Origin of the sequence: Microbacterium sp. OR21, assembly GCF_047306785.1 — a bacterium.
Lineage (GTDB): Bacteria > Actinomycetota > Actinomycetes > Actinomycetales > Microbacteriaceae > Microbacterium > Microbacterium esteraromaticum_E.
On record NZ_JAZEXJ010000002.1, the window covers coordinates 333,555 to 358,094 of the forward strand.

Genomic DNA, 24,540 nt, shown 5'->3' on the forward strand with positions numbered 1-24,540 from the left:
CTTCACTCCTCCTCGCGATGTGCCGCCGCCGCCGCGCTGGTGGAGTGGATGTCATGCCAGATTCTGCTGTTCGCCCCTCCCTCTCCGACCGGCTCACCTCACGACGCGGCGCGTGGGTGTCGCTCGGCCTCGTCCTGTTCGTCATGGTGCTGCTGTTCGGCGCCTTCGGCTCGGCGAAGGCCCCCGAGGGCAATGCCGCAGCCCCGACGGACTCGGAGTCGGCACGAGTGAGCGCGCTGCTCGACGAGTTCCCGAACGCCGACCGCCAGTCCGTGCTCGTGGTGACCACGCGCGATGACGGTGCGAAGCTCACCGACAGCGACCTGACCGGGCTCGAGGAGCTGCTGCCGGTGCTCGACGCGCGGACGGATACCGACACCACCGGTCCTCTCGTGAGCGAAGACGGCAAAGCTGCGCTGCTCGTCGCGCCCATCGCCGTCGGCGACACCAACACCGAGACCGCAGAGGTGGTCGGTGCGATCCGCGCCGATCTCGCAGACCACCCGCTCGACGGGCTCAGCTCGCAGGTCACCGGCGGTCCGGCGTTCGGCGCCGACGTCGCCTCGGCGTTCGAGGGAGCCGACTTCACCCTGCTTCTGGTGACGATCCTCATCGTCGCCGTGCTGCTGATCGTCACCTACCGCTCGCCCGTGCTCTGGCTCATCCCGCTCGTCGTGGTGGCACTCGCCGACGGACTCGCGGGGCGGATGACGGCTGCCGCGGGCGCCGCGTGGGACCTGCAGTTCGACGCCGGCATCATCAGCGTGCTCGTCTTCGGCGCGGGCACGAACTACGCGCTGCTGCTGATCTCGCGCTACCGCGAAGAGCTGCTCGAGACCGAGAATCACCGCCGCGCGCTGAGCATCGCTTGGCGGCGCACAGCCCCCGCCATCCTCGCCTCGAACGTGACCGTCGTCCTCGCTCTGCTCACCCTCGTGCTCGCGGTCATCCCCGGCACACACGGACTCGGTGTCTCCAGCGCCATCGGACTGCTGATCGCACTGACCGCGGTGCTGTTCCTGCTGCCGCCGCTGCTGGCGGTGTGCGGCCGGGGCGTGTTCTGGCCCTTCGTGCCGCGGCCCGGTCAGACCCGCGCGCAGGGTCGCGCCTGGCGAGCGCTCGCCACTCGAATGGTGCGCCGACCCGTGCTGAGCCTGATCGGCGGCGCCGCGCTGCTGGCCGTCATGGCGACCGGCCTGCTCGGCACCTCAGTCGGCCTCGACCAGATCGAGAAGTTCCGCGTGCAGTCCGAGTCGGCCACGGGTCTCGAGGTGCTCTCGCAGCACTTCCCCGCCGGCGAGGCGCAGCCCATCCTCATCGTCGCCGACAGCGACCACGCCGACGCCGTGCTCACCGCGATCGACGACGTCGACGGCGTGGTCCGCGCCCATCCGGCCGGTGAGAGCGCCGACGGGTCGCTGACGAAGCTCATGGTGACCAGCGAATACGCCCCGAGCACGCCCGAGAGCCTCGAGCAGATCAGCTCGCTGCGTGACGCGGTGCACGACGTCGCCGATGCGGATGCGCTGGTGGGCGGTGCCGTCGCGACCGACCTCGATGCGCGCACCGGAAACGAGCAGGACCTGATGCTGATCGCCCCGCTCGTGCTGGCCGTGAGCTTCATCGTGCTGCTCGTGCTGCTGCGCTCGATCGTCGCGCCCGTGCTGCTGCTGGTGGTCAACCTGGCCAGCGCGGTCGCGGCGATCGGAGCGGGCGCGTGGCTGAGCCGGGTGCTGCTCGGTCAGCACGCCCTCGACCTGCAGGTGCCGCTGCTCGCGTTCCTCTTCCTCGTGGCGCTCGGCATCGACTACACGATCTTCCTCGTGCACCGTGCGCGCGGCGAGGCGGCGCGGCACGGCACCCGCACCGGGATCGTGGAGGCGGTCACGCACACCGGCGGCGTGATCACCAGCGCCGGAATCGTGCTCGCCGCGGTGTTCGCCGCGCTGGGCGTGCTGCCGCTGGTCACCCTGGGCCAGCTGGGGCTCATCGTCGGCGTCGGCGTGATCGTCGACACGCTGGTGGTGCGCACGGTGATCGTGCCGGCGATCTTCGCCCTCGTCGGCGAGCGCATCTGGTGGCCGAGCCGCCCCGGCTCTTCGCGCACGGGCACTTCGGAGGAAGAATCGACCCATGAGTCTCGTGAGCATGCCGCTGTCGCCCGGTGACGAGCCGGCCGGCGGCGCGGGGCACGGCGAGCGGATGGGGCCGGCATCCGCCGCCCCGACCGTGCGCGCGATGGAGATCGGTCAGCATGTCATCGCCGCGGGGCTGGCCTTGATCGGGGTGATCCGCGCGATCGCCGCCGGCACCCCGGTCGCCGCCGCCATCATCGCGGGGGTCGCGCTCGCCGCCTGGCACACCGCGGGGGCGCTGCTGCCGCTGCGCGGGCGTTCGCACCGCGCGGCGATCTCGTGGCTGATGGGGTTCGCCCTGGTGTGGGTCGCGGCGGTCGCCGTCTCGCCCGAGTTCGTCTGGGTGGCCTTCCTGCTGTGGCTGCTCGCCGGGCACCTGCTGCCGCTGCGGTGGGGCCTGGTGTTCTCGGGCGTCGTCTTCGCGGTCGTCGTGCTCGGGCCGATCGCCCACCACGGCACCACGAGCTATGCGAACATCTTCGGACCGCTGATCGGCGGGGTCTTCGCCTTCGGGATCTCCCGCGGCTACCTGCAGCTGCTGCGTGACGCCGCCGAGCGCGAGCGCCTGGTGAGCTCGCTCACTGTCGCCCAGCGCGAGATGGCCGAGCTGCAGGACGAGCTGGCCCTCGCCCAGCGTGAGGCCGGCGCGATCGCCGAGCGCACCCGCATCTCACGGGACATCCACGACACCGTCGCTCAAGCCCTCTCCTCGATCCGGCTGCTCGCGCACGCCGGTGCCGCGCGCAGCGCCGACGCCGAAGCCGCGCGCACCCTGGCGCAGCTGGAAGACCTCGCCGGCGACAGCCTCGGGGATGTGCGGCGCATCATCGCCGCCCTCGCGCCGGCCGAGCTGGAGGAGGACGTGCTCGCCGAGGCGCTGGAGCGGATGCTCGAGCGCGCGAAGCGCGAGGCGGGGGTGCGCTGCGAGCTGCACGTCGACGAGTCGCTGCCGCAGCTCTCCACGGCCGTCGAGGTGGCGCTGCTGCGCACGGCGCAGTCGGCTTTGGCCAATGTGCGGCTGCACGCGCGAGCATCGCGTGTGGTGGTCAGCCTCATCGACGACGACGGCTCGGTGCGGCTCGACATCATCGACGACGGCACCGGGTTCGACATCCACTCCTGGGAGAGCGATCTCGAGTCCGGGTCGTCGAGCTATGGGCTTCGCTTCATCCGCGCGCGACTGCGCGAGCTGGGCGGCACCCTTGACATCGAGAGCGCGCCCGGTGAGGGCACCGCGATCTCGGTGTCGGTGCCGATCCATTCCGAGCAGGCGGCACCGGCATCCGCTCGACCCGCCCCGTCCGGCACGAAGGAGACCCCGTGAGCACGACCGTTCTGCTCGTCGACGACCACCCCGTGGTGCGCAGCGGTCTGCGCAGCGTGCTCGACACCGACACCGTGCGTGTGGTCGGTGAGGCGGCGACCGGCGAGGAGGCCATCGCCCTGGCGGGCCACCTGCGGCCCGATGTCGTGCTGTGCGATCTGCGCCTCGGAGCCGGCATCGACGGCATCCGCACCACCGCCGCGCTGCGCGCCCTCGATCCCGCCCCGGCGGTGCTGATCCTGACCACCTTCGACCGCGATGCCGAGATCCTCGGCGCGATCGAGGCGGGAGCCGCCGGCTACCTGCTCAAGGACGTCGCTCCCGAGGTCATCATCGACGGCATCCGTCGCGCGCATGCCGGCGAGACGATCCTCTCCCCCGATCTCGCCGCCCGTGTGCTGAAGGGCATGCGCAACCCGCTGCCGAAGCTCACCGACCGTGAGGTCGAGGTGCTGCGACTGATGGCCACGGGCGCGGCGAACCGCGAGATCGCGAAGGCGCTCTTCGTCACCGAGGCGACCGTGAAGAGCCACATCGCGCACATCTTCACCAAGCTCGACGTCGACAGCCGCTCCCGGGCGATCCACGTCGCCCAGCAGGTCGGCCTGCTGTGACCGCCGCAGAGGACGCGGCGGGCGCACGCGAGGCATCCGCCGACACCGCGGCCGACCGCGCGCCCACCCGACGCGAGTGGATCGCGCTGGCGGTGCTCTCGATCGGGCTCGGTCTCATCGTGCTCGACGGCACCATCGTCGGGGTCGCGTTGCCGGCGATCATCAGCGATCTGCGCCTCGACCTCACCGACGCGCAGTGGGTGAACAGCCTCTACGCCGTCGTGCTCGCGGCGCTGCTGCTCTCGACGGGCAGCCTTGCCGACCGCTGGGGGCGCAAGCGCCTCTTCCTCGCCGGGCTCGTCGTGTTCATGGGCGGCAGCCTGCTCGCCGCCGTCTCGGCGAGTGCTGGAGCGCTCATCGGCGCCCGCGCGGTGCAGGCCGTCGGCGCCGCGCTGATCATGCCCTCGACCCTGTCGACCGTGAACGCGATCTTCCGCGGGCGGTTCCGCGCGGCGGCCTTCGGGGTATGGGGTGCGGTGATCTCGGGCGCCGCCGCGGTCGGTCCGCTGGCCGGGGGTGCGCTGACGCAGTGGGCGTCATGGCACTGGATCTTTCTCGTGAACCTGCCGGTGGGCGTGCTGCTGCTCGTCGCCGCGGCGATCGTCGTGCCCGAGACCCGCGGCCGCAAGACGCGGCCGGGCGTCGACGTCGACGGCGCGCTGCTCAGCGCCATCGGGTTCGGCGCGCTTGTCTTCGCCGTCGTCGAGGGCCCCGACCTCGGGTGGTGGACGCCGAAGGGCGATCTCACGCTGCTCGGCTGGAGGTGGTCAGCGGATGCCCCGATCTCGGCCGTTCCGGTGGCCCTGGCCGTCGCGATCATCGCGCTCGTGCTGTTCGTCGTGTGGGAGCGACATCGCGAGAAAGTGCAGCGTGAGGCGCTGCTCGATCTCGGGCTGTTCGCGTTCTCGACCTTCTCGTGGGGCAACCTGACCGCGGCGATGGTCGCCATCGGCGAGTTCGCGCTGATCTTCGTGCTGCCGCTGTATCTCATCAACGCCCTCGGGCTCGACGTGATGGGCGCCGGTCTCGTGCTTGCCGCGATGGCGGTGGGCGCCTTCCTGTCGGGGGCCGCCGCCCGTCACCTCGCCGCCCGGTTCGGCGCCGCGGGCACCGTGCTGCTCGGCCTCGGACTCGAGATCGTCGGTGCCCTGGCGCTCGCCCTGCTGCTGCGCGCCGACAGCCCCGGCTGGCTGATCGCCCTGCCGCTGATCGTGTACGGGCTGGGCCTCGGGCTCGCGTCGGCGCAGCTGACCGGCACCGTGCTGCGCGACATCCCCGTCGCCGTGTCGGGCCAGGGCTCAGCCACCCAGAGCACCGTGCGCCAGGTCGGATCGGCCCTCGGCACCGCGCTGGCCGGCACCGCCCTGTCGGTGTGGCTCGCCGTCTCGCTGCCGGCCGCGCTCGACGATGCGGGCATCACCGGCGCGAGCGCCGATCGGCTGGCCGAGTCGACGCGCCTGTCGGCCGGGACGACGATCGCGCAGCTGCGTGCGCAGGGCGCGGGATCGGCGTACGGCGATCAGACCCCGACCGTGATCGACGCACTCACCGGCGGCTTCGCGGATGCCACTCGCGGAGCCCTGCTGGTGGCCGTGGTGTTCCTCGCCCTGGGCTTCATCGGAGCGCTGCAACTGAAGCGGGCCGCCGAGCGCGCATAGCCCGGGTCAGCCGTCGACGCGCTCGATCGTCACGATGCGCGGGGCATCGGCATCCAGATCCTCGTCGTCGAGGTCGTGGTCGCCGCCCACCGGACGCTCGAACTCGATGTCCCACCACGCATCGGCGACGGCGGATGCCATCGGCCGGCCCCACTCGATGACCACGACCGAGCGGGTGAAGTCGATGTCGAGGTCGTCGAGCTCGGCCGCCGACCCGAGCCGGTATGCGTCGACGTGCACGAGCGGCGCTCCCCCGACCAGCGAAGGGTGCGTGCGGGCGATGACGAAGGTCGGGCTCTGCACGGGTCCGCGCACCCCGAGGCCTTCGGCCAGACCCCGCGTGAAGGTGGTCTTGCCGGCGCCGAGGGGCCCGGTGAGGATCAGCAGGTCACCCGGCCGCAGCTGCTCGCCGATGCGTCGGCCGAGGTCTTCCATGGCATCCGCGGTGCGGATCTCGCGGCGACCGAGCAGGGCGGGATCGAGGCTCACGAGTGCGACCTCCGGGGCACCCGTGCGCCGATGCGCGTGACGATCTCGTAGTTGATGGTGCCCGCGGCATCCGCCCAGTCGGTGGCGCTGGGCAGGGCATCCGCCGGGTCGCCGAAAAGCACCACCTCGTCGCCGGGGCGCACCGGGTCGTCGCCGACATCGACGACGAACTGGTCCATGGCGATGCGGCCCGAGACGGTGTAGCGGCGGCCGTTGATCGACACCGGGCCGCGGTCGGATGCCTGGCGCGGAACCCCGTCGGCATAGCCCAGCGGCACGAGCGCGAGGGTCGTCTCGTTCTCGCAGCGGTACGCGTAGTCGTATGAGACCCCGGTGCCGGCCGGCACGCGGCGCACCGCCGCGACCGCCCCGCGCAGCGTCATGGCCGGGCGCAGCCCGAGGTCGGCGGAGGTGCGGTCGGCGAACGGTGAGAGCCCGTACATCCCGATGCCGATGCGCACCGCATCGAGCCGCGCCTCGGGGATGTCGATCGCGCCGGCGGTGGCGGCGAGATGCCGGAACTCGGGGCGGATGCCGTGAGCCTCGGCCTGCGCGACGATCTGCTCGTACCGGGCGAGCTGGGCGCGGTCATCGGCACCGCTCGCGCCGGACAGGTGGCTGAAGATGCTGAGCACCCGGATGCGGCCGATCCGCTCCAGGCGGGCGGCTTCGGCGAAAACGCGGTCGAGGTCGGCGGGCGCGATGCCGTTGCGTGAGAGGCCGGTGTCGACCTTGAGGTGGACGGATGCCGGCGGCGTCGCCGTCTCGGATGCCGAGAGCAGCTGCTCGTGCGACGAGATTCCGATCTCGATGCCGGCCTCGACGGCGTCGTCGAAGCGCCTGTCGTGAGCGTGCAACCAGGCCATCAGCGGCGCGGTGATGCCGGCCTTGCGCAGTGCGAGCGCCTCCTCGAGGGTCGCGGTGCCCAGGCGGGTGGCGCCTCCGGCGAGCGCGGCGGTGGCGACCTCGGGGGCGCCGTGGCCGTAGGCGTTCGCCTTCACGACGCCGATGACCTCGACGCCGGTGAGTGTGCGCAGGCGCCGGACGTTGTGTGCGATCGCGCCGAGGTCGATCGTCGCCTCGCGGAACGGGAAATGGGCGGTCATCCGGCATCCGTCCTCTCGGCGATCACGTACGCGATGGCGAGGCCCGCGTCGTGCGTCATGCTCAGGTGCAGCGCGGTGATGCCGCGCTCGGCGACCACCGCTGCTGTCGAGCCGGTCAGCTCGAAGCGGGGCTTGCCCGACGGCTCGGCGCCGATCTCGATCTCAGTCCAGTACACGCCGTCACTGCCGCCGAGCGCCTTGATCAGCGCCTCCTTCGCCGCATATCGAGCGGCGAGCGAGTGCAGCTTCATCCGCTGCTCGGCCTCGGTGAACAGCCTTGGCAGCAGACCGGGGGTGCGGGTGACTGAGCGCTCGAACCGCGCGATGTCGACGAGGTCGATGCCGGTGCCCATGATCACGATGCCAGCCTACTCGGCGGCATCCGGCGGCATCCGGCCGACACCACCCTGCCCCCACGGCCCGGGCCTCCCCTTCCCGCACACTTGTCGGCGCAGAAGACGGGCGCAGTTCGGAAACGCCCATCTGCGCCGACATCCGTCCATCGCGCCGTCATCCGTGCGCCCGGCACGACGCGCACTCCTCCTGCACAGGAACCTGATTCGGCTGGACCATCCACAATCCGCCGGAATGGGGCCCGCGCGACCCGGCGTCCGAACATGCTCGAATGATGTTGGCACCCGCAGAACTTCTCGCGCGCTTCGGCGGAGTCGCGCGCGGCGTTCTGCTGCAGCAGTTCGGGTGCAGCAGGCGCGTGCTCGCGGATGCCGTGAATCACGGCACCATCCGGCGCATCCGCCCCGGCGTCTTCGCGCTGCCCACCGCCGACCGGAAGATCGTCACGGCGGCAGCGCACGGCGGCGAGCTGACCTGCGCGGATGCCCTCCGCGCGAACCGCGTGTGGGTGCTGTCGAGCCCCGACGACGTGGTGCACGTGTGGTTGGGCCGCGCCGGCCGACCGCATCCGCATCCTGCCTGCGAATGCGTCGTGCACCACTCCCCTGGCACGTCCCGCGTCGGACACGCTTCGGTCGCGACGGCGCTGATCCACGCTTACCGATGCCTGCCGGCCGAGGAGTTCTTCGCCGCCTACGAGTCGGCGTGGAACCGCCGGCTTCTCACGGCATCCGACCGTCGGCGCATCGCTGCCGAGCTGCCGCAGGCGGCGCAGTGGATGCTGCAGCTAGCCAGGTCCGACGCGCAGAGCGGGCTGGAGTCGCTGCTTCGGTTCCGGCTGCACCTCCTCGGCATCCGGCTGGAGTGCCAGGTGCAGATCGGGCAGGTCGGGCGGGTGGATTTCGTGGTCGGGGGCCGTCTCATCCTCGAAGTCGACGGCCGCGAGAACCACCACGACGCCGAGAGGCGCCACAGCGACCTCGTGCGCGACGCGGCGTCATCCGCCCTGGGGTACGAGACACTGCGGTTCGACTACTCGCTCGTGGTGCACCAATGGGACCAGGTCGTGCCGGCGATCATCGCCGCGATCGGGCGGATCGGCGACTGACGCAGCCTCGGCCTGCGGGTCGGCTGCCTGCGCGCCTCGCACACATGTCGGCAGAAAGACCGGATGCCAGCAGCATCCGCCCATTTCTGCCGACATCCGTGAATCCTGCCGACATCCGTGCGGGACGGCGGGTGGCAGGGTGCGGGGCGGCGGGTGGCAGAGTGCGGGGTGGCCGGTGGCAGGGTCCCGGATGCCAGGGAGCCCGCCACCCCAGCTCACTCGACGGTGACGGACTTCGCGAGGTTGCGCGGCTGGTCGACGTCGAGACCCTTCGCGGTGGCAAGCGCCATGGCGAAGATCTGCAGCGGCACGACGGCCAGCACGGGCTCGAACATCGCGCCGGCGAGCGGGATGTGGATGACCTCGTCGGCGAAGGGCAGCACCGCGGCGTCGCCCTCTTCCGCGACGACGATCACACGGGCGCCGCGCGCGCGGATCTCCTGGATGTTCGACACGACCTTCGAGTGCACCAGCGCCGAGTGGCGCGGCGACGGCACGATCACGAACACCGGCTGACCGGGCTCGATCAACGCGATCGGGCCGTGCTTGAGCTCACCGGCGGCGAAGCCCTCGGCGTGGATGTACGAGATCTCCTTGAGCTTGAGCGCACCCTCGAGCGCGATCGGGTATCCGACGTGGCGGCCGAGGAACAGCACCGAGCGGGTGTCGGCCATCCAGCCGGCGAGCTGGGTGACGTGCTCGTTCTCGTTCTCGAGCACCTGGGCGATCTTGGCGGGCAGCTCCTGCAGCTCTGCGACATCCGCGGCCGCAGAAGCAGAGAGGGTGCCGCGCACCCGGCCCATGTGCAGGCCGAGCAGCAGCAGCGCGGTGATCTGCGCCGAGAACGCCTTGGTCGATGCGACGGCGACCTCGGGGCCGGCGTGGGTGTAGACGACGGCATCCGACTCGCGCGGGATGGTCGCGCCCTGCGTGTTGCAGACCGACAGCGTGCGCGCGCCGCGCTCGCGCGCGTACTTCACGGCCATCAGGGTGTCCATGGTCTCGCCCGACTGGCTGATCGAGACGACCAGGGTGTTCTCGCCGATCACCGGGTCGCGGTAGCGGAACTCGTGGGCGAGCTCGACGTCGACCGGCACACGTGCCCACTGCTCGATGGCGTACTTGCCGACCAGCGCCGCGTACGAGGCGGTGCCGCAGGCGGTGATGATCACGCGGTCGATGCCGACGAACAGCTCGTCGAGCCCGTCGAGCTCGGGGATGACGACCTGGTCACCCTGCACGCGCCCGCGGATCGTGTTCGCGACGGCCTCGGGCTGCTCGGCGACCTCCTTGGCCATGAACGACGACCATCCGCCCTTCTCGGCGGCGGCGGCGTCCCACGAGACCTCGAACGGCTGCGCCTCGACGGGGTTGCCGTCGAAGTCGGTCACCTCGACCGACGAGGGGGTGATGGTGACCATCTGGTCCTGCCCGATGGCGAGCGCCTTGCGGGTGTGCTCGACGAAGGCTGCGACGTCGGAGCCGAGGAAGTTCTCGCCCTCGCCGAGGCCGATCACCAGCGGCGAGTTGCGACGCGCGCCGACGACGACGCCGGGCTGGTCCTGGTGCATGGCGAGCAGCGTGAAGGCGCCCTCGAGGCGGTTCACGACGGCGCGGAAGGCGGATGCCAGATCGCCGGATGCCCGGTACTCGCGCCCCAGCAGAGCTGCAGCGACCTCGGTGTCGGTCTCGCTGCGGAACGTCACGCCCTCGGCGATCAGCTCGTCGCGCAGGGCGGCGAAGTTCTCGATGATGCCGTTGTGGATGACGGCGAGCTTGTCATCGTCGGCGAGGTGCGGGTGCGCGTTGACGTCGGTCGGGCCGCCGTGGGTCGCCCAGCGGGTGTGGCCGATGCCGGTGGTGCCCTCATTCAGCGCGTGGTCGGCGAGCGAGTCGCGCAGGACTGCGAGCTTGCCGGCCTTCTTGCGCATGCCCAGGGAACCCTGCTCATCGATCACGGCGATGCCGGCCGAGTCGTAGCCGCGGTACTCGAGGCGGGCGAGCCCGGCGAGAAGGATGTCCTGGCTGGGGCGCGGGCCCACGTATCCGACGATTCCACACATGGTCACCAGAATAAGTGAGCCGATTTGCGAGGGCTCCGAACGAATCCCCGCGAGGGGCGACCGGGCGGTTCACAGCGGGATCGAGCATGATCTGTGCATGGCCACTTCTGACCCTGTCGCGGATGCCCGCGGTCGAGCCCGCTCCCGCCGAACCCGTCGCTGGATCTGGGGCATCGTCTTCGTCGTCGTCGGTGTGCTCGTGGCCGTCGCCGTGGTGGCCGTCGGCTACCTCGGCAGGCTCTCGGCCTCGTACGACAAGGCCGAGACGCTGCCGTCGTCAGAGGTCTTCCCGACGGCGACGGCGCGCCCGGCCGATGTGAACGCCGAAGCGGTGAACATCCTGCTGCTCGGCTCGGATTCGCGGAAGGGCCTCGGCGGATCGCTGGGCGACATCCGCGGGCAGCGCGCCGACACGATGCTGCTGGTGCACATCCCCGCCGACCGGTCTGGCGTGCAGGTGATCTCGTTCATGCGTGACAACTGGGTCGAGATCCCCGGTTACGGCAACGCGAAGCTGAACGCCGCCCTCGCCTACGGCGGCACGCCGCTGCTCGTGCAGACGCTCGAGCAGATCATCGATGTGCGCATCGACCATGTCGCGATCACCGACTTCGAGGGGTTCAAGGGTCTGAGCGAGGCGCTCGACGGCGTGACCGTCGACAACCGCATCGCGTTCAAGAATGGCGGCTACACGTTCCCGCAGGGCAGCATCGACCTGCGTGGCGACGAGGCGCTGGCCTATGTGCGCGCCCGGTACCCGTTCTCAGACGGCGACTATCAGCGTGTGCGCAACCAGCAGGCGTTCATCAAGGGCATGGTCGACAAGCTTCTCAGCCGTGAGACGCTGACCGATCCCGGTCGCATCGCCGCGTCGGTCGACGCGCTCGCGCCGTACCTGGCGGTGGATGCGGGTCTGGATGCCGGCACCGTAGCGTCGCTCGGGATCAGCCTGCGCGATGTCGACAAGAGCGAGATCCTGTTCCTCACCTCACCGACGCTCGGTACCGGCATGGTGGGCGACCAGTCGATCGTGAAGCCCGACTGGGACGGCCTCGCCGCCCTGTCGGATGCCCTGCAGAACGACACGGTGCCGCAGTACGCCGCCGAGCATCCGAGCCAGTAGTCAGACCTTGCGCAGCTGCACGCTCTCGACGGCGTGCTCGGCGCCCTTGCGCAGCACGAGCGTCGCGCGGTGCTTGGTGGGCATGACGTTCTCGACGAGGTTGGGCATGTTGATCTCGTTCCAGTAGCCCAGCGCTGTGGTCACCGCCTCGTCGTCGGTGAGGTGCGCGAACACGTTGAAGTACGACGACGGGTTGCTGAAGGCTCCCTGACGCAGGGCGAGGAAGCGGTCGATGTACCAGCGCTCGATGTGCGCGGTGTCGGCGTCGACGAAGATCGAGAAGTCGAACAGGTCGCTGACCGCGACGTCGTTCGGCGCGGGCGGCGGCTGCAGCACGTTCAGTCCCTCGACGATCACCACGTCGGGGCGGCGGACGACGACGTGCGCGTCGGGCACGATGTCGTAGCGCATGTGCGAGTAGAACGGGGCGCGCACCTCGGCGGCGCCGCTCTTCACCTCGGTGAGGAACGAGATCAGCGCGCGGCGGTCGTATGACTCGGGAAAGCCCTTGCGGTCCATCAGACCCCGGCGCTCGAGCTCGGCGTTCGGGTAGAGGAAGCCGTCGGTGGTGACCAGCTCGACCCGCGGGGTGCCGGGCCAGCGGCTCATCAGCTCGCGCAGCAGGCGCGCGATGGTCGACTTGCCGACCGCGACGGAGCCTGCGACACCGACGACGAACGGGGTGGTCGTGTCGCTCTCCTGCAGAAACGCACTGGTCGCCGCGCCCAGCTCGCGCGTCGAGCTGGCGTACAGGCTGAGCAGCCGGCTCAGCGGCAGGTAGACCTCACGCACCTCGGTGATGTCGAGTCGGTCGCCGATGCCCCGGATGCCGACGACCTCGGTCTCGGTGAGCGGCTGATCGAGCCCCGCGGCGAGGCGCGCCCAGTCGGCGCGGTCGATCTCACGGTACGGAGACAGCGGCTGGTTCGGGGCGACGCTCACGCAGCCAATCGTAGCGAGAGCGTGCGGATGCGGGCGCGTGCGGACGCATGCCCCGTCGGCTCGCGAGCGCCCCGCTACACTGACGCTCATGTCGAGGGCATCCGCGTCGCAGCCCCCGACGATCCGCTATTTCGGAGACAGCCGATGCCGCTCGATCTGGCAGTGGCAGCTGATCGTCGCGTTCACCACGGTGGCGATCGCGGTCGGCGTGGCGGCCCTGTCGCCGGTGCGCTTCGTCGACTGGAGATTCAGCGTCAGCGTGATCCTGATCGTCACGATCACGATGGCGACGCTCTCGATCCCGTGGCACCGGCTCGGCTCGGCCGCTGTTCTCGCCCTGCCCGTGTTCGACGCCCTGATGATCGGCCTGATGGTCTCCGGCCAGACGCCGGCCGGCTCATTCCTCTGGGTGTTCCCGGTCGCGTGGGTGGCGACGTATTTCCGCACCGCGGCGCTGGTCGGGATGCTCTCGCTGATCGCCGGGATCGAGCTGGTGATCCTGCTGACATCGGGCATCACGGTGCAGGCGACGATGGAGCTGCTGATCTCGGTCGTGGCCCTCTGCTTCGTGGGTGTCATCATGAGCGTCGGCTCGACGCGCAACAGATCGTCGCGTCGGCTGCTCAGCGCCCAGTCCGACCGTCTGGTGCATGCTCTCGAGCGCGTGCGGCTGCAGAAGGCGCGCAATCTGCGCGTGCTCGACGCGCTCGACATCGGCGTGGCGCGGGTCGGTCGGGGCGGTGTGGTCGAGGTCGCCAGCGCGGCGTTCCGTCGGCTCTACGCGCTGGAGTCAGCGGTGGACCTGCATCCCGCGCGAGCGGTGGAGTACCGCACGCGGCGCGGCGACGTCGTGCCCGCGAGCGAGACGACGATCTCTCGCGCGGGGCGGGGCGAACTCTTCCAGAACGAGGTGGTGTGGTTGTTCGGCCTCGACGGACGCTGGCGAGCGCTGCGGGCGTCGACCAAGGCGATCGATCCCGACGTCGCCGACGACGGGCTGCTGCTGCGCGTCGAGGACGTCACCGAGAGCATCGACCCGCGTGCCGGGGAAGATGCGGTGCGCCGCTCGATCGCGCACGAGCTGCGCAATCCGCTCACCGCGGTGCTGGGGCACGTCGAGCTGCTTCTGGAACGCGACGATCTCGATGCCGCCGCACGACGGCAGCTCGACGTGGTCGAGCATGCCGGCGCCCGCATGGAGCAGCTCATCGACCGCGCGCTGAGCGTGCCCGGCGCCCGCGACGATGACGCCGACGAGCCGTTCGATCTGGCCGACATCGCCGGCGCATCGGTGGAGGGATTCGCGCCGGCGGCCGAGGCGAACGGAGTGGCCATGGAAGCGCGCCTGTTCGAGGATCTGCCGATCCGCGGCGATGCGTTCCGCCTGCGTCAGGTCGTCGACAACGTCGTCGGCAATGCCATCAAGTTCGCCCAGCGCGGCGGACGGGTGATCGTACAGGGCCAGCGGGAGGAGAGCGGAGACGTGCGGCTGCTCGTGACAGACAACGGGATCGGCATCTCGGGCGAAGATCTGCCGCGCATCTTCGAGCGGGAGTTCCGCACTCAGCTCGCGCGCCAGCGCGGCATCCCGGGCACCGGTCTCGGATTGAGCATCTCTCGCGACATCGTCATGTCGGAGGGCGGTCGGCTCGAGGTGACGAGCGAACTCGGCCAGGGCACCAGCGTCAGCATCGTGCTGCCCACCTTCGACGCGGATCGGGAGCGGATGCCCGCATGATCACCTCCACACTGATGATGCCCGTCGTCGTGCTGACGACGCTGGCGACGGTGATCTCCGTCGGTCTCGGATTCCTTCCCCGGCCCTCCCGGTCGGCGGCGCTCTGGGCGACGGCGTTCGCGATCGCGATGGTGGGCGCGTACGTCTGGCTGGCACAGGAGCACACCGCTCCCGAGCAGCTGCGCGCGCTCGGCTCGGGTCTCGTGATCACTCCGATGCCGTTGATCTGGGCGGGTCTGCGGGCCTACCGCGGCCTGGACAGGCAGCATCTCGCGGTCGCCTTCCTGTTCGGTCTGCTGGCGCCGGTCACGCTGCTGCTGTCGACCTTCGCCGACGTGTACGGGGTGGCGCTGCGCGTGGTGTTCACCGCGATGTCGGTGTTCGCGGCTCTGATCATCGTCGAGCTGGTGCGCCTCGGGCCGCGGCTGCGCGACGAGGCCCTGCCGCTGCTGGGCGTCTCGTTCGGGTTCATCGTGTTCGCCGTCATCGTCGACGTGAACGGCGTGATGGTCATGACCGGCGCGATTCGCGCCGCCGAGGGCTCCGACAGTCTCGAACTGGTCCGCACCCTGAACCAGGTCGGCATGGCGGCGTACATCGTCTGCGCGCTGATCACCACGCTGCTGCTGACCATCTGCGGCGACGACGCGGCGGTGACGCCGCGAGACGCCTTCGAGCGCACCGCCCGCAACCGGCTCGAGCGCGCGCAGGCCGCCGACGACGACGGGTGGTCGCTGATCGACATCCGCCTGGATGATCCCGATGACATCCGCACGGCGACCAGCACGGCCGCGTTCCACGCCGTCACCGAGAGGTTCGCCCGTGACATCGAGAGTGTGCTGCCTGCGGATGCCGACATCGACAGGGTCACCTCGACCCGCTTCGTCGCCCTGGTGCCGCGGTCGCAGGGCGGGGTGCGCGAGCTGCTCACGCAGCTTCTCGAGAGGGTGTCGACCATGGAGCCCCACCACTCGGTGCCGGTGCGGCTGACCGCCAGCATCGGCTGGGCGCCCGTCTCGGCGATCGGGTACGACTTCTCGACCCTGATCACCCACGCTGATGCCGCCGCCCGTCACGCCTACTCTGCGGGCGGCGACCGCTGGGAGCGCCGGCGCGGCGACGCGGCGACGCGCGGATCGGCTCCGGCAGTCGAGCGTCGCGGCGGGGTCATCGAGGGTCGGTCACGGTAGCATCTGCGTGGGGGAAGTGCCAGTACTGCCGAGAGCTCGGCGTCATGACCTCCAGAGTTGGGGGACTCTGAGATGCTCGACGCGAATGAGCGGCACAAGACGGCGGTGATCGTCGAAGACGATCCGGATGTGCGCCACCTGCTCTCGGAGGTGCTGGAGGCGGCGGGATTCACCACGATCGCCGTCGACAACGGCCTGGACGGCGTGCGGGCCGTGCGAGAGCACCATCCGCTGATCACGACGCTGGATGTCACGATCCCGGGCATCGACGGCTTCGAGGCGGCGCGGCGCATTCGCGCCGAGAGCGAGACGTACATCATCATGCTGACCGCGCTCGACGGCGAGACCGACGTGGTGCTCGGGCTCACCGCCGGTGCCGACGAGTACATCAGCAAGCCGTTCCGTCCGCGCGAGCTGCGCGCGCGGATCAACGCGCTCCTGCGGCGTCCGCGCGCCAGTGCGCCGGCCGCCTGGGTCGCCCATCACGATCTGCGCTTGCACCCTGATGACCGCTCCGTGACCGTCGGCGACGACCAGATCGACCTCACCCGCACCGAGTTCGACCTGCTCGCGGCGCTGCTGCGCGAGAAGGGCCGGGTGCTCAGCAAGGCCGACCTCGTGCAGGTGCTGCGCGGTGAAGAGTACTCCGTCGGCGTCGGGCTGCTCGACGCCGACAAGCGCTCGATCGAGGCGCACATGACGAATCTGCGCCGCAAGCTCGGCGACAGTGCGGTGCAGCCCCGCTACATCGAGACCGTCCGCGGGGTCGGCTACCGCCTGACGTCTGCGGCCGGGGCCTGACCGGCAGACCGGGCGGTTCGCTCGCGCAGTGAGGGTCGGGCCTCTGCTCCTCCCCATCGACTCGCACGGCGTTCGGGCGCCGCGCGCAGTCTGGCAGAGGCCCGATGCGCTCGGGTGTTCCGCTACGCACGGCTCACGCTACCGACGGCGGTCACGGCCGCGAAGCCGTTCAGCAAGAACAAGCGGTTACCTGCGCTGATCCTGAGGGAAGGTCGGATCGGCCGGGCCGTGCGGGCGTTCGCAGGGGCCCGTAGCCCCGTCAGCACGCCGCGATACGATCGGACCCGTGCGCGTACTCCTCACCGGCGGTGCCGGCTACATCGGCTCTCATGTCGCTCTCGTACTTCTCGAGCGCGGCGACGACGTGATCGTCGTCGATGACTTCTCGAACAGCAGCCCCGAGGGGCTGCGCCGGGTCGAGAAGCTCACGGGCGGGTCGATCGAGCTGGTCGAGGCCGACCTCGCCGACCGTGCCGCTGCCGAGGCCGCGCTCGCCGACCTCGACTTCGAGGCGGTGATCCACCTCGCGGGCCTCAAGGCGGTCGGCGAGTCGGTGGCTCAGCCCTCGCGGTACTTCCGCACCAATCTCAACTCGACCCTGAACCTGCTCGACATCATGCGCGCGAAAGACGTGCGAAAGCTCGTCTTCAGCTCGTCGGCGACGGTCTACGGCACGCCGGATGCCGATGTCGACCGTCTCGACGAGTCGCAGCCGATCGGGATCGGGATCACCAACCCGTACGGTCGCACCAAGGCGTTCATCGAGCAGATCATCGCCGACGTGCAGCAGGCGTGGCCCGAGCTCGAGGCCGTGCTGCTGCGCTACTTCAACCCGGTCGGCGCGCACCCGTCGGGAGAGATCGGCGAGGACCCCGCCGGCATCCCGAACAACCTGATGCCCTTCGTCGCCCAGGTGGCGGTGGGGCGCCGCGAGAAGCTCTCGGTGTTCGGCGACCAGTACCCGACCGTCGACGGCACGGGTGTGCGCGACTACATCCACGTGATGGATCTGGCCGAGGGGCACGTCGCGGCCCTCACCCACCTCTCCCCCGGCGTCGAGGCGTACAACCTCGGCTCGGGCGAGGGCCACAGCGTGCTCGAGGTGGTTCGCGCCTATGAGGCGGCGAGCGGACGCGAGATCCCGTTCGAGGTGGTCGCCCCGCGCGCGGGCGATCTCGCCGCCTCCGTCGCCGACCCGGCCAAGGCCAACGCGGATCTCGACTGGCGCACAACCCGCACGCTCGGCGACGCGTGCCGCGACTCGTGGGCATGGCAGACCAAGAACCCGAACGGGTTCGCACCGGTCGGGTGAGCGCGGCTTTCGGCAGCGAGCCGTAGGGTGATGCCATGACCGAGCGTGACGACCTCAATCGCCCCCGCCTGCGACGGGCGGATCTGCGGCGCCTGCGCGATGCGCTGACGAAGGGCGAGGCTCCGCTGCCTGCGACCGTCACGCCGACACCGGAACCCACGCCCGCGCCGGCGCCTGCGCCGGTTCCTGCTTCGGCGAACGCCGCCACCCACGGCGGCACGATCATGACGGTGTGCACCGGCAACATCTGCCGCTCGCCCATGGCCGAGGTGCTGCTGCGCTCGGCGCTGAGCGACCTCGGGGTGCGCGTGCACAGCGCCGGCACGCATGCGCTCGTCGACGAGGCGATGACCGAGCAGGCCCTGCAGCTGGCCGTCACCCATGGGGCCGACACGACCGTCGCGGGCGAGCATCGCGCCCGCCTGCTCACCGAGCCGCTGCTGACCGAGACCGACCTCGTGCTCACCATGGCGCGAGAGCACCGCTCGCACGTGGTGCAGATGATGCCGGCGCTGCTGCGCCGCACCTTCACCGTGCGCGAGTTCGCGCGCCTGGGGGCCACGCTCACCGACGACGAGGTGCGCCGCGGTGTCGCCGCGGCCGGGGCTGACGGCGGCGCGCGGCTGCAGGCACTGGCGCGTCTGGTCGGCGGCCAGCGCGGCCTGGTGCCCGCCGATCCCGACAACGACGACGTGATCGACCCGTACCGCCGCTCGCAGAAGACGTACGATCTGTCGGGCTCGCAGCTGGCTCCTGCAGTGACCGAGGCTGCCCGGGTGATCCGCGCCGCGCTCACGTGAGCACTGCCGATATGACGGCACGGCGCCGGCGACCCGTGCTGCGCGTGCTGCCGAACCTGCTGCTGGCCCCCTATGCGCTCAGCGTCTTCCTCATCACGCTGCTGCCTGCCTCACAGGCGGGCCGGGTGACGGGCATCGTCGACCTGCTCGCCCGGTGGGTCGACGCGCGTGTGCCGTACGTCGAGTCGTATGCCCTGCTCGAGTTCCTCGCCAACGTGGCGCTCTTCGTTCCGCTGGGCGTGCTTCTGCGCTGGGGATGGCCGCGGATGCCGTGGTGGATCACGACCCTGATCGGACTGGCGATGACCCTGACGATCGAGTCGGTGCAGACGCTGCTGCCCTCGCGCTTCCCCACGATCTCGGACGTGATCGCGAACACGGCGGGAACGGCGCTCGGCGCCCTGTTCGTGGCGACGCTGTCGGTGATGTTCCGCCGCCGCTGACCCGGCCGGGCCCGCCTAGGAAGCCATGAGCCGGGCCGCAGCAGCCCAGCAGGATCAGCCCTGGCCCGCCAAATACTCGGCGAGTGCGAGTGCGCTGTCGCGGGGTGCGAACCCGGTGCCGGTGATCTTCGCGAGGTCGAGCACGCTGTTGCGAGGTCGAGGTGCCACCGGGCCCGTCGCGTTCGCAAAGTACTGCGCGGTGGTGACCCCGGTCACCCGGGCGGGGTCGTGGCCCGTGAGGCGGAAGACCTCGCGGGCGATGTCGGCCCACGACTGGCGCTCTCCGCTGCCGGTGACGTTGTAGACGCCGTACGCCGCGCGGCTCTCGAGAAGGTGCACGGCCGCGGCGGCGAGGTCGTCGGTGAACGTGAGCCGCCCGGTCTGGTCGTCGACGACGGAAGGATCGATCCCGCGCTCAGCCAGAGATCGCATCGTGCTGACGAAGTTCTTGCCCTCTCCGATGACCCACGAGGTGCGCAGCACGTAGTGGCGCGGCGCGGTGACAGCGGCCAGATCGCCGGCGGCCTTCGTCTGCCCGTACACCCCCAACGGTGCCAGCGGGTCGTCTTCAAGGTAGGGGCGGTCGGCGCGACCGTCGAAGACGTAGTCGCTCGAGATGTGCACGAGCGTGATGCCATGCTCGGCGGCGACTGCGGCGAGGCGCGCGACGGCCGTGGCGTTCACGGCCCACGCCGCGGCACGCCCGTCGGGGCTCTCGGCCGCGTCGACGGCGGTGTAGGCGGCGGCGTTGACGATCGCGCCGTACTCGCGCCAGCGCCGGGCGGTGCCCAGATCGGCGGAGGTGAGGTCGAGCGCGCCGCGGGTGGCGTACTCGACGTGCGGGTGCTCGCCGAGCTGGCGTCGCAGCGCGCGACCGAGCTGCCCGTCGGCCCCCGTGACGAGGATCTTCTTGGGCGGGATCGGGGTGACCTGCGCGAGCCGCGGGTGGTTCTTGTCTTTGTCGGAGATCTCGACCTCGGCGAGCGGAATCGGCCAGTCGACGGCCGCGGTCTCATCGGCGAGATTGAGGAACGCGTACTCGGCGTCGGGTGACCAGTGGTCGTTGACCAGGTACACGTAGGCGGTGTCGGGTTCGAGCGTCTGGTACGAGTTGCCGACGCCGCGGGGCACGAAGATCGCCTTCGAGGGGTCGAGTTCAGTGGTGAAGACAGTGCCGAAGGTAGGGCCTTCGCGCAGGTCGACCCAGGCGCCGAAGATGCGGCCGGTGGCGACCGAGACGTACTTGTCCCACGGCTCGGCGTGGATGCCGCGGGTGGTGCCGACCGCGTCGTTGAACGAGATGTTGTTCTGCACGGGGCCGAAGTCGGGCAGGCCCGCGGCGGTCATCTTCTCGCGCTGCCAGTTCTCTTTGAACCAGCCCCGGCTGTCGCCGTGCACGGGCAGGTCGAGAACGACCAGCCCGGGGATCGGCGTCTCGATGACCGTCAGCGTCTTGCCGAACGCGACGCTCACTGGCCCTTCCCCGCGTAGAACGCCTCCACCGCGTCCTTCGACGGCGCCCACCACGACTCGTTCTCGCGGTACCAGTCGATTGTGGCGGCCAGGCCCGCCTCGAAGTCGCCGTATTGGGGCATCCAGCCCAGCTCCTCGCGCAGACGCGTCGAATCGATCGCGTAGCGGAGGTCGTGGCCGGCCCGGTCGGTGACGTGGTCGTATGCGTCGGCCGGCTGGCCCATCAGGGTGAGGATCAGCTCGACGACGGTCTTGTTGTCCTTCTCGCCGTCGGCACCGATCAGGTACGTCTCGCCGATACGCCCCTTCTCGAGGATGGTGAGCACGGCCGAGGAGTGATCGTCGGCGTGGATCCAGTCGCGCACGTTCTGGCCCGCGCCGTACAGCTTCGGGCGGATGCCGCGGATTACGTTCGTGATCTGCCGCGGGATGAACTTCTCGACGTGCTGGTATGGGCCGTAGTTGTTCGAGCAGTTCGAGATCGTCGCCTGCACCCCGAACGAGCGCACCCAGGCGCGCACGAGCAGGTCGGAGCCGGCTTTGGTCGATGAGTAGGGCGATGACGGGTTGTACGGTGTCGTCTCGGTGAACCGCTCGGGGTCGTCGAGCTCGAGGTCGCCGTAGACCTCGTCGGTGGAGATGTGGTGAAAGCGCACATCGTGCTTTCGCACGGCCTCGAGCAGCGTGTATGTGCCGATGATGTTCGTGTCGAGAAACGGCCGCGGGTCGTGCAGCGAGTTGTCGTTGTGCGATTCGGCCGCGTAGTGCACCACGGCATCCGCGTCGGCCACCAGCGCGTGGACGACGGCGGCGTCGGCGATGTCGCCCTGCACGAACCGCACCCGCTCTTCGGGCAACCCGTCAAGAGATGCGCGGTTGCCGGCATACGTCAGCTTGTCGAGCACCGTCACGTCGTGATCGGTGTGCTCGATGACGTGGTGAACGAAGTTCGAGCCGATGAATCCGGCGCCTCCGGTGACCAGCAGTCTCATCGATCGCCCCTCTCGAGCAGTTCCAGCAGATACGACCCGTAGCCCGACTTCACCAGCTTCTCGGCGCAGCTGCGCAGCTCGTCGTCATCGAGAAAGCCCTGCCGCCACGCGACCTCTTCCGGAGCCCCGATCTTCATGCCGGTGCGTCGCTCCATGGTGCGCACGTAGTCAGAGGCATCCGTCATCTGGTCGAACGTGCCCGTGTCGAGCCATGCGGTGCCGCGCGGCAGCACCTCGACCTGCAGCTTGCCGCGACGCAGGTACTCGCTGTTCACGTCGGTGATCTCGTACTCGCCGCGCGCGCTGGGCGCGAGGTTGCGCGCGATCTCGACCACGTCGTTGTCGTAGAAGTACAGACCGGGCACCGCGAAGTTGCTCTTCGGCTGCGCCGGCTTCTCTTCCAGCGACACCGCCTGCCCATCGCCATCGAACTCGACCACGCCGTACGCGCTCGGCTCGGCCACCCAGTAGGCGAACACCGCACCGCCGTCGATGTCGGCGAACCGCTTCAACTGCGTGCCCAGGCCCGGCCCGTAGAGCAGGTTGTCACCGAGAACGAGGGCGACGCTGTCGTCGCCGATGAAGTCGGCGCCGATCGTGAACGCCTGCGCCAGCCCGTCGGGCGAGGGCTGCTGGGCGAACGACAACCGGATGCCGAACTGCGATCCGTCCCCCAGCAGACGTTGGAAGTGCGCCGCGTCATGCGGGGTCGTGATCACCAGGATGTCGTCGATGCCGGCGAGCATCAGTGTCGACAGCGGGTAGTAGACCATCGGCTTGTCGTACACCGGAACCAGCTGCTTCGAGACGCCCAGCGTGATCGGATGCAACCGCGTGCCCGATCCCCCGGCGAGAATGATCCCCTTCATCTCTCCCCTTCCCCTCGCCATTCTGTCGGTCCCCGCTCGCGCGGACAAGCAAGCGCGCTGACGCCGCCGAAGCGATGCGCGTTCGGACGTCGCTTCCATCGGATGCACGGCCACGGCCTCATACGATGGAGAGCATGACGCTGACAAGAGCCGAGCGCCGTGCTGCCCTGACGCGCCGACCCCTGTTTCGCAGCTATCGCTTCTGGATTCCCGCCGGGGTTGTGCTCGTTCTTCTCGTCGTCGCCGGCATCGCCGCGGTGATCGGCAAGCAGGTGTACGACCATGCCATGTCGGCTAAGGGCTCGCTCGAGCAGGCGATGCCGCTCGCCTCGAAGGCCGCCGATCAGGTCGTCGCCGGCGACAGCGAAGGGGCGAAGGCGACAGCTGCGCAGCTCGCGAAGCTGACAGCGGATGCCAGAGAGCAGACCAGCGGCGATCTGTGGAAGGGCCTGGAGTGGGTGCCGGTCGCGGGCGCCAACCTGCACGCGGTGCGCACCGCTGCGGCTGTGACGGATGATCTCGTCACCGATGCGCTGACGCCGGCAACCGCGCTGTCGCTCGACGCCCTGAAGCCGATGGACGGCGCGATCGACCTCGACGGCATCGCCACGATGCAGACGGTCGTTTCACAGACCGCTGACGCCGTCGAGAAAGCGGCTGACGACCTCGATGCAATCGACCGCGACGCGCTGATCGACCCGGTCGACAGCGCGATCGGGAAGCTCACCGGCGCGATCGACGAGATCCAGCCGATGCTGAAGCCCGCGGCAGAGATCCTGGGTGTGCTGCCCGAGGCACTCGGCGCCGACAAGCCGCGGCACTACCTCATGATCTTCCAGAACAACGCCGAGTCGCGCGGTACCGGCGGCAACCCGGCGGCGCTCGTGATGATCGACGTCGACAAGGGCAAGATCAGCATCGGGCAGCAGGCGTCGAGCGCTGACTTTGAGAACGGCCGCGAAAAGCCCGTCATGCCGCTGAGCCCCGAGACCGTAGCCCTATACGGAGACAAGATCGGCCGCTACATCTCAGATGCCACTATGTCTCCGGACTTCCCCGAGACAGCATCGATCGTGCGTGCTTGGTGGGCGGAGGAGTTCAACACGCCAGTCGACGCGGTCATCTCGTTCGACCCCGTCGCGCTGAGTTATCTGCTGAAAGCCGCCGGCCCCGTGGAGGTCGCGGCGGAGCCGCTTGAGGTCGGCGGGGGCCGAGAAGTGCAGGTGTTGACGGAGCCTCTTGTGCTCACTGCTGACAATGCGGTGCCCTTCCTGCTGAATCAGGTCTACGTGGAATACGAGGGTGGCCAATACCAGGACGCCATCTTCGCAGCGTCGGCGCGCTCGATCTTCTCTGCTCTTACTTCGGGAAGCGCCCAGCCGAAAGCTCTGCTCGAGAGTTTGGGGCGAGCTGTCGACGAGGGGCGACTGATGTATACGCCGACGACCGAAGCCGAAGCGGAGCTGGTAGCCGACTCGAAGCTCTCGGGCAGGCTACCGACCTCAAATGAGGAGTCGACCATCGTCGGCGCCTACATCAACGACTTCACGCAATCCAAGCTGGATTACTACATGCAGTTCGATCTCGCCGCTACGTCGACCCAGTGCACTTCACCTGAGGCGCCGGTCTTCACCGTAACCTCCACGCTGAACAACACTGTTGACCCGGCCGAAGCAAAGGACTTGGCGCCGGCCATTCACCCCGCAAGGTACTTTCCGAAGGGGCACATCGCCACGGACCTGGTCGTGTACGGGCCGGTCGAGGCGAAAGCGACGCGCATAACCGTCGACGGAAAGATCACCAAGGCCACGCAGGTGGGGCACTTGGGGCGCCCTGCCATCAAGGTGCCCATCATCAACAAGCCCGGGCAGACTCATGTCGTCGAAGTTGTCTTCCAGGGAGCGGAGGGCGAGTACGGCTCTCTGGACGTGCGGCACACGCCGATGGTGCGCCCAGCCACCGTCGAGCTCAGCTCGCCTGGTTGCGAATGAGTCGAGACACTGACC

General features: G+C 69.8%; 21 protein-coding genes. 13 read left to right on the forward strand and 8 right to left on the reverse strand.

The genetic code is table 11. The features are described from left to right. The first annotated feature begins 53 nt into the window (after positions 1–53). From V2S04_RS06165 to V2S04_RS06180, 4 genes are read left to right on the forward strand one after another with little or no spacing between them, the layout of a single operon-like run. On the forward strand, positions 54–2,168 hold the full coding sequence (locus V2S04_RS06165; RefSeq protein ID WP_413637572.1) for an MMPL family transporter: 2,115 nt from the start codon (positions 54–56) through the stop codon (positions 2,166–2,168). Then, positions 2,134–3,459, forward strand: coding sequence for a sensor histidine kinase (locus V2S04_RS06170; RefSeq protein WP_413637573.1), 1,326 nt, complete (start codon positions 2,134–2,136; stop codon positions 3,457–3,459). The genes V2S04_RS06165 and V2S04_RS06170 overlap by 35 nt, the downstream gene beginning before the upstream one ends. Next, on the forward strand, positions 3,456–4,073 hold the full coding sequence (locus V2S04_RS06175; protein WP_099196510.1) for a response regulator: 618 nt from the start codon (positions 3,456–3,458) through the stop codon (positions 4,071–4,073). Before V2S04_RS06170 ends, V2S04_RS06175 begins: the two co-directional genes overlap by 4 nt. After that, entirely contained in the window at positions 4,070–5,731 is a 1,662-nt protein-coding gene (locus V2S04_RS06180; protein WP_413637575.1) for a DHA2 family efflux MFS transporter permease subunit, read from the forward strand. Before V2S04_RS06175 ends, V2S04_RS06180 begins: the two co-directional genes overlap by 4 nt. Before the next feature lie 6 nt (positions 5,732–5,737). Here V2S04_RS06180 and tsaE read toward each other — a convergent pair whose 3' ends face one another. Genes tsaE through V2S04_RS06195 form a run of 3 tightly spaced genes read right to left on the reverse strand, consistent with a single transcriptional unit; the run spans position 5,738 to position 7,685 of the window. Next, positions 5,738–6,220 carry a tRNA (adenosine(37)-N6)-threonylcarbamoyltransferase complex ATPase subunit type 1 TsaE gene (gene tsaE / locus V2S04_RS06185; protein ID WP_413637577.1) on the reverse strand — a complete coding sequence of 161 codons (483 nt, stop codon included), beginning with the start codon at positions 6,218–6,220 and terminating at the stop codon, positions 5,738–5,740. Continuing rightward, positions 6,217–7,326 (reverse strand): alanine racemase, encoded by a 1,110-nt coding sequence (alr, locus tag V2S04_RS06190; RefSeq protein WP_413637578.1) that lies wholly within the window; start codon positions 7,324–7,326, stop codon positions 6,217–6,219. Before alr ends, tsaE begins: the two co-directional genes overlap by 4 nt. Beyond that, a complete protein-coding gene (locus tag V2S04_RS06195) occupies positions 7,323–7,685 on the reverse strand; it encodes a holo-ACP synthase (protein WP_413637579.1) in 363 nt (120 codons plus the stop codon). Before V2S04_RS06195 ends, alr begins: the two co-directional genes overlap by 4 nt. Before the next feature lie 266 nt (positions 7,686–7,951). Here V2S04_RS06195 and V2S04_RS06200 point away from each other — a divergent pair, with 266 nt between their 5' ends. Then, on the forward strand, positions 7,952–8,788 hold the full coding sequence (locus V2S04_RS06200; protein WP_413637580.1) for an endonuclease domain-containing protein: 837 nt from the start codon (positions 7,952–7,954) through the stop codon (positions 8,786–8,788). Between the two features lie 215 nt (positions 8,789–9,003). Here the strand turns inward: V2S04_RS06200 and glmS are convergent, their stop codons facing one another. Next, on the reverse strand, positions 9,004–10,851 hold the full coding sequence (gene glmS, locus V2S04_RS06205; RefSeq protein ID WP_413637581.1) for a glutamine--fructose-6-phosphate transaminase (isomerizing): 1,848 nt from the start codon (positions 10,849–10,851) through the stop codon (positions 9,004–9,006). A gap of 97 nt (positions 10,852–10,948) precedes the next feature. On the opposite strand from glmS, the gene V2S04_RS06210 reads away from it, so the two are divergent. Beyond that, complete coding sequence (locus tag V2S04_RS06210) at positions 10,949–11,974, forward strand: LCP family protein (RefSeq protein ID WP_413637582.1); 1,026 nt, start codon at positions 10,949–10,951, stop codon at positions 11,972–11,974. On the opposite strand, the gene coaA is transcribed toward V2S04_RS06210, so the two are convergent. Next, positions 11,975–12,916, reverse strand: a complete 942-nt coding sequence (coaA, locus tag V2S04_RS06215) for a type I pantothenate kinase (RefSeq protein ID WP_413637584.1) — start codon at positions 12,914–12,916, stop codon at positions 11,975–11,977. A gap of 88 nt (positions 12,917–13,004) precedes the next feature. On the opposite strand from coaA, the gene V2S04_RS06220 reads away from it, so the two are divergent. From V2S04_RS06220 to V2S04_RS06245, 6 genes are all read left to right on the forward strand, one after another. Further along, the gene (locus V2S04_RS06220) at positions 13,005–14,654 is read left to right on the forward strand and encodes a sensor histidine kinase (protein WP_413637585.1); all 1,650 of its coding nucleotides are present in this window, start codon (positions 13,005–13,007) and stop codon (positions 14,652–14,654) included. After that, a complete protein-coding gene (locus tag V2S04_RS06225; RefSeq protein ID WP_413637587.1) occupies positions 14,651–15,844 on the forward strand; it encodes a diguanylate cyclase domain-containing protein in 1,194 nt (397 codons plus the stop codon). The genes V2S04_RS06220 and V2S04_RS06225 overlap by 4 nt, the downstream gene beginning before the upstream one ends. Before the next feature lie 72 nt (positions 15,845–15,916). Then, on the forward strand, positions 15,917–16,645 hold the full coding sequence (locus tag V2S04_RS06230) for a response regulator transcription factor (protein ID WP_413637588.1): 729 nt from the start codon (positions 15,917–15,919) through the stop codon (positions 16,643–16,645). A gap of 286 nt (positions 16,646–16,931) precedes the next feature. Then, a complete protein-coding gene (gene galE, locus V2S04_RS06235; protein ID WP_413637589.1) occupies positions 16,932–17,957 on the forward strand; it encodes a UDP-glucose 4-epimerase GalE in 1,026 nt (341 codons plus the stop codon). Positions 17,958–17,992: 35 nt separating this feature from the next. Continuing rightward, positions 17,993–18,757, forward strand: coding sequence for a low molecular weight phosphatase family protein (locus V2S04_RS06240; protein WP_413637590.1), 765 nt, complete (start codon positions 17,993–17,995; stop codon positions 18,755–18,757). After that, positions 18,754–19,200, forward strand: a complete 447-nt coding sequence (locus V2S04_RS06245; RefSeq protein ID WP_413637591.1) for a VanZ family protein — start codon at positions 18,754–18,756, stop codon at positions 19,198–19,200. The genes V2S04_RS06240 and V2S04_RS06245 overlap by 4 nt, the downstream gene beginning before the upstream one ends. A gap of 54 nt (positions 19,201–19,254) precedes the next feature. On the opposite strand, the gene rfbD is transcribed toward V2S04_RS06245, so the two are convergent. Genes rfbD through rfbA form a run of 3 tightly spaced genes read right to left on the reverse strand, consistent with a single transcriptional unit; the run spans position 19,255 to position 22,534 of the window. Continuing rightward, positions 19,255–20,673 (reverse strand): dTDP-4-dehydrorhamnose reductase, encoded by a 1,419-nt coding sequence (gene rfbD, locus V2S04_RS06250; RefSeq protein WP_413637593.1) that lies wholly within the window; start codon positions 20,671–20,673, stop codon positions 19,255–19,257. Beyond that, positions 20,670–21,665, reverse strand: coding sequence for a dTDP-glucose 4,6-dehydratase (rfbB, locus tag V2S04_RS06255; protein WP_413637594.1), 996 nt, complete (start codon positions 21,663–21,665; stop codon positions 20,670–20,672). The genes rfbD and rfbB overlap by 4 nt, the downstream gene beginning before the upstream one ends. After that, positions 21,662–22,534: a glucose-1-phosphate thymidylyltransferase RfbA gene (rfbA, locus tag V2S04_RS06260; protein WP_413637596.1), complete on the reverse strand. Its 873-nt coding sequence runs from the start codon at positions 22,532–22,534 to the stop codon at positions 21,662–21,664. Before rfbA ends, rfbB begins: the two co-directional genes overlap by 4 nt. A gap of 134 nt (positions 22,535–22,668) precedes the next feature. On the opposite strand from rfbA, the gene V2S04_RS06265 reads away from it, so the two are divergent. Beyond that, entirely contained in the window at positions 22,669–24,525 is a 1,857-nt protein-coding gene (locus V2S04_RS06265) for a DUF4012 domain-containing protein (RefSeq protein WP_413637598.1), read from the forward strand. Positions 24,526–24,540 lie beyond the last annotated feature (15 nt).

Excerpts from the sequence above, each read along its gene's own strand:
- V2S04_RS06210 (WP_413637582.1), top strand. The coding sequence starts at position 10,949 with ATGGCCACTTCTGACCCTGTCGCGGATGCCCGCGGTCGAGCCCGCTCC.
- V2S04_RS06225 (WP_413637587.1), top strand. The coding sequence starts at position 14,651 with ATGATCACCTCCACACTGATGATGCCCGTCGTCGTGCTGACGACGCTG.
- rfbA (WP_413637596.1), bottom strand. The coding sequence starts at position 22,534 with ATGAAGGGGATCATTCTCGCCGGGGGATCGGGCACGCGGTTGCATCCG.
- rfbB (WP_413637594.1), bottom strand. The coding sequence starts at position 21,665 with ATGAGACTGCTGGTCACCGGAGGCGCCGGATTCATCGGCTCGAACTTC.
- V2S04_RS06165 (WP_413637572.1), top strand. The coding sequence starts at position 54 with ATGCCAGATTCTGCTGTTCGCCCCTCCCTCTCCGACCGGCTCACCTCA.
- alr (WP_413637578.1), bottom strand. The coding sequence starts at position 7,326 with ATGACCGCCCATTTCCCGTTCCGCGAGGCGACGATCGACCTCGGCGCG.
- V2S04_RS06230 (WP_413637588.1), top strand. The coding sequence starts at position 15,917 with ATGCTCGACGCGAATGAGCGGCACAAGACGGCGGTGATCGTCGAAGAC.
- V2S04_RS06200 (WP_413637580.1), top strand. The coding sequence starts at position 7,952 with ATGATGTTGGCACCCGCAGAACTTCTCGCGCGCTTCGGCGGAGTCGCG.
- V2S04_RS06265 (WP_413637598.1), top strand. The coding sequence starts at position 22,669 with ATGACGCTGACAAGAGCCGAGCGCCGTGCTGCCCTGACGCGCCGACCC.
- V2S04_RS06220 (WP_413637585.1), top strand. The coding sequence starts at position 13,005 with ATGTCGAGGGCATCCGCGTCGCAGCCCCCGACGATCCGCTATTTCGGA.
- glmS (WP_413637581.1), bottom strand. The coding sequence starts at position 10,851 with ATGTGTGGAATCGTCGGATACGTGGGCCCGCGCCCCAGCCAGGACATC.
- V2S04_RS06170 (WP_413637573.1), top strand. The coding sequence starts at position 2,134 with ATGAGTCTCGTGAGCATGCCGCTGTCGCCCGGTGACGAGCCGGCCGGC.
- V2S04_RS06240 (WP_413637590.1), top strand. The coding sequence starts at position 17,993 with ATGACCGAGCGTGACGACCTCAATCGCCCCCGCCTGCGACGGGCGGAT.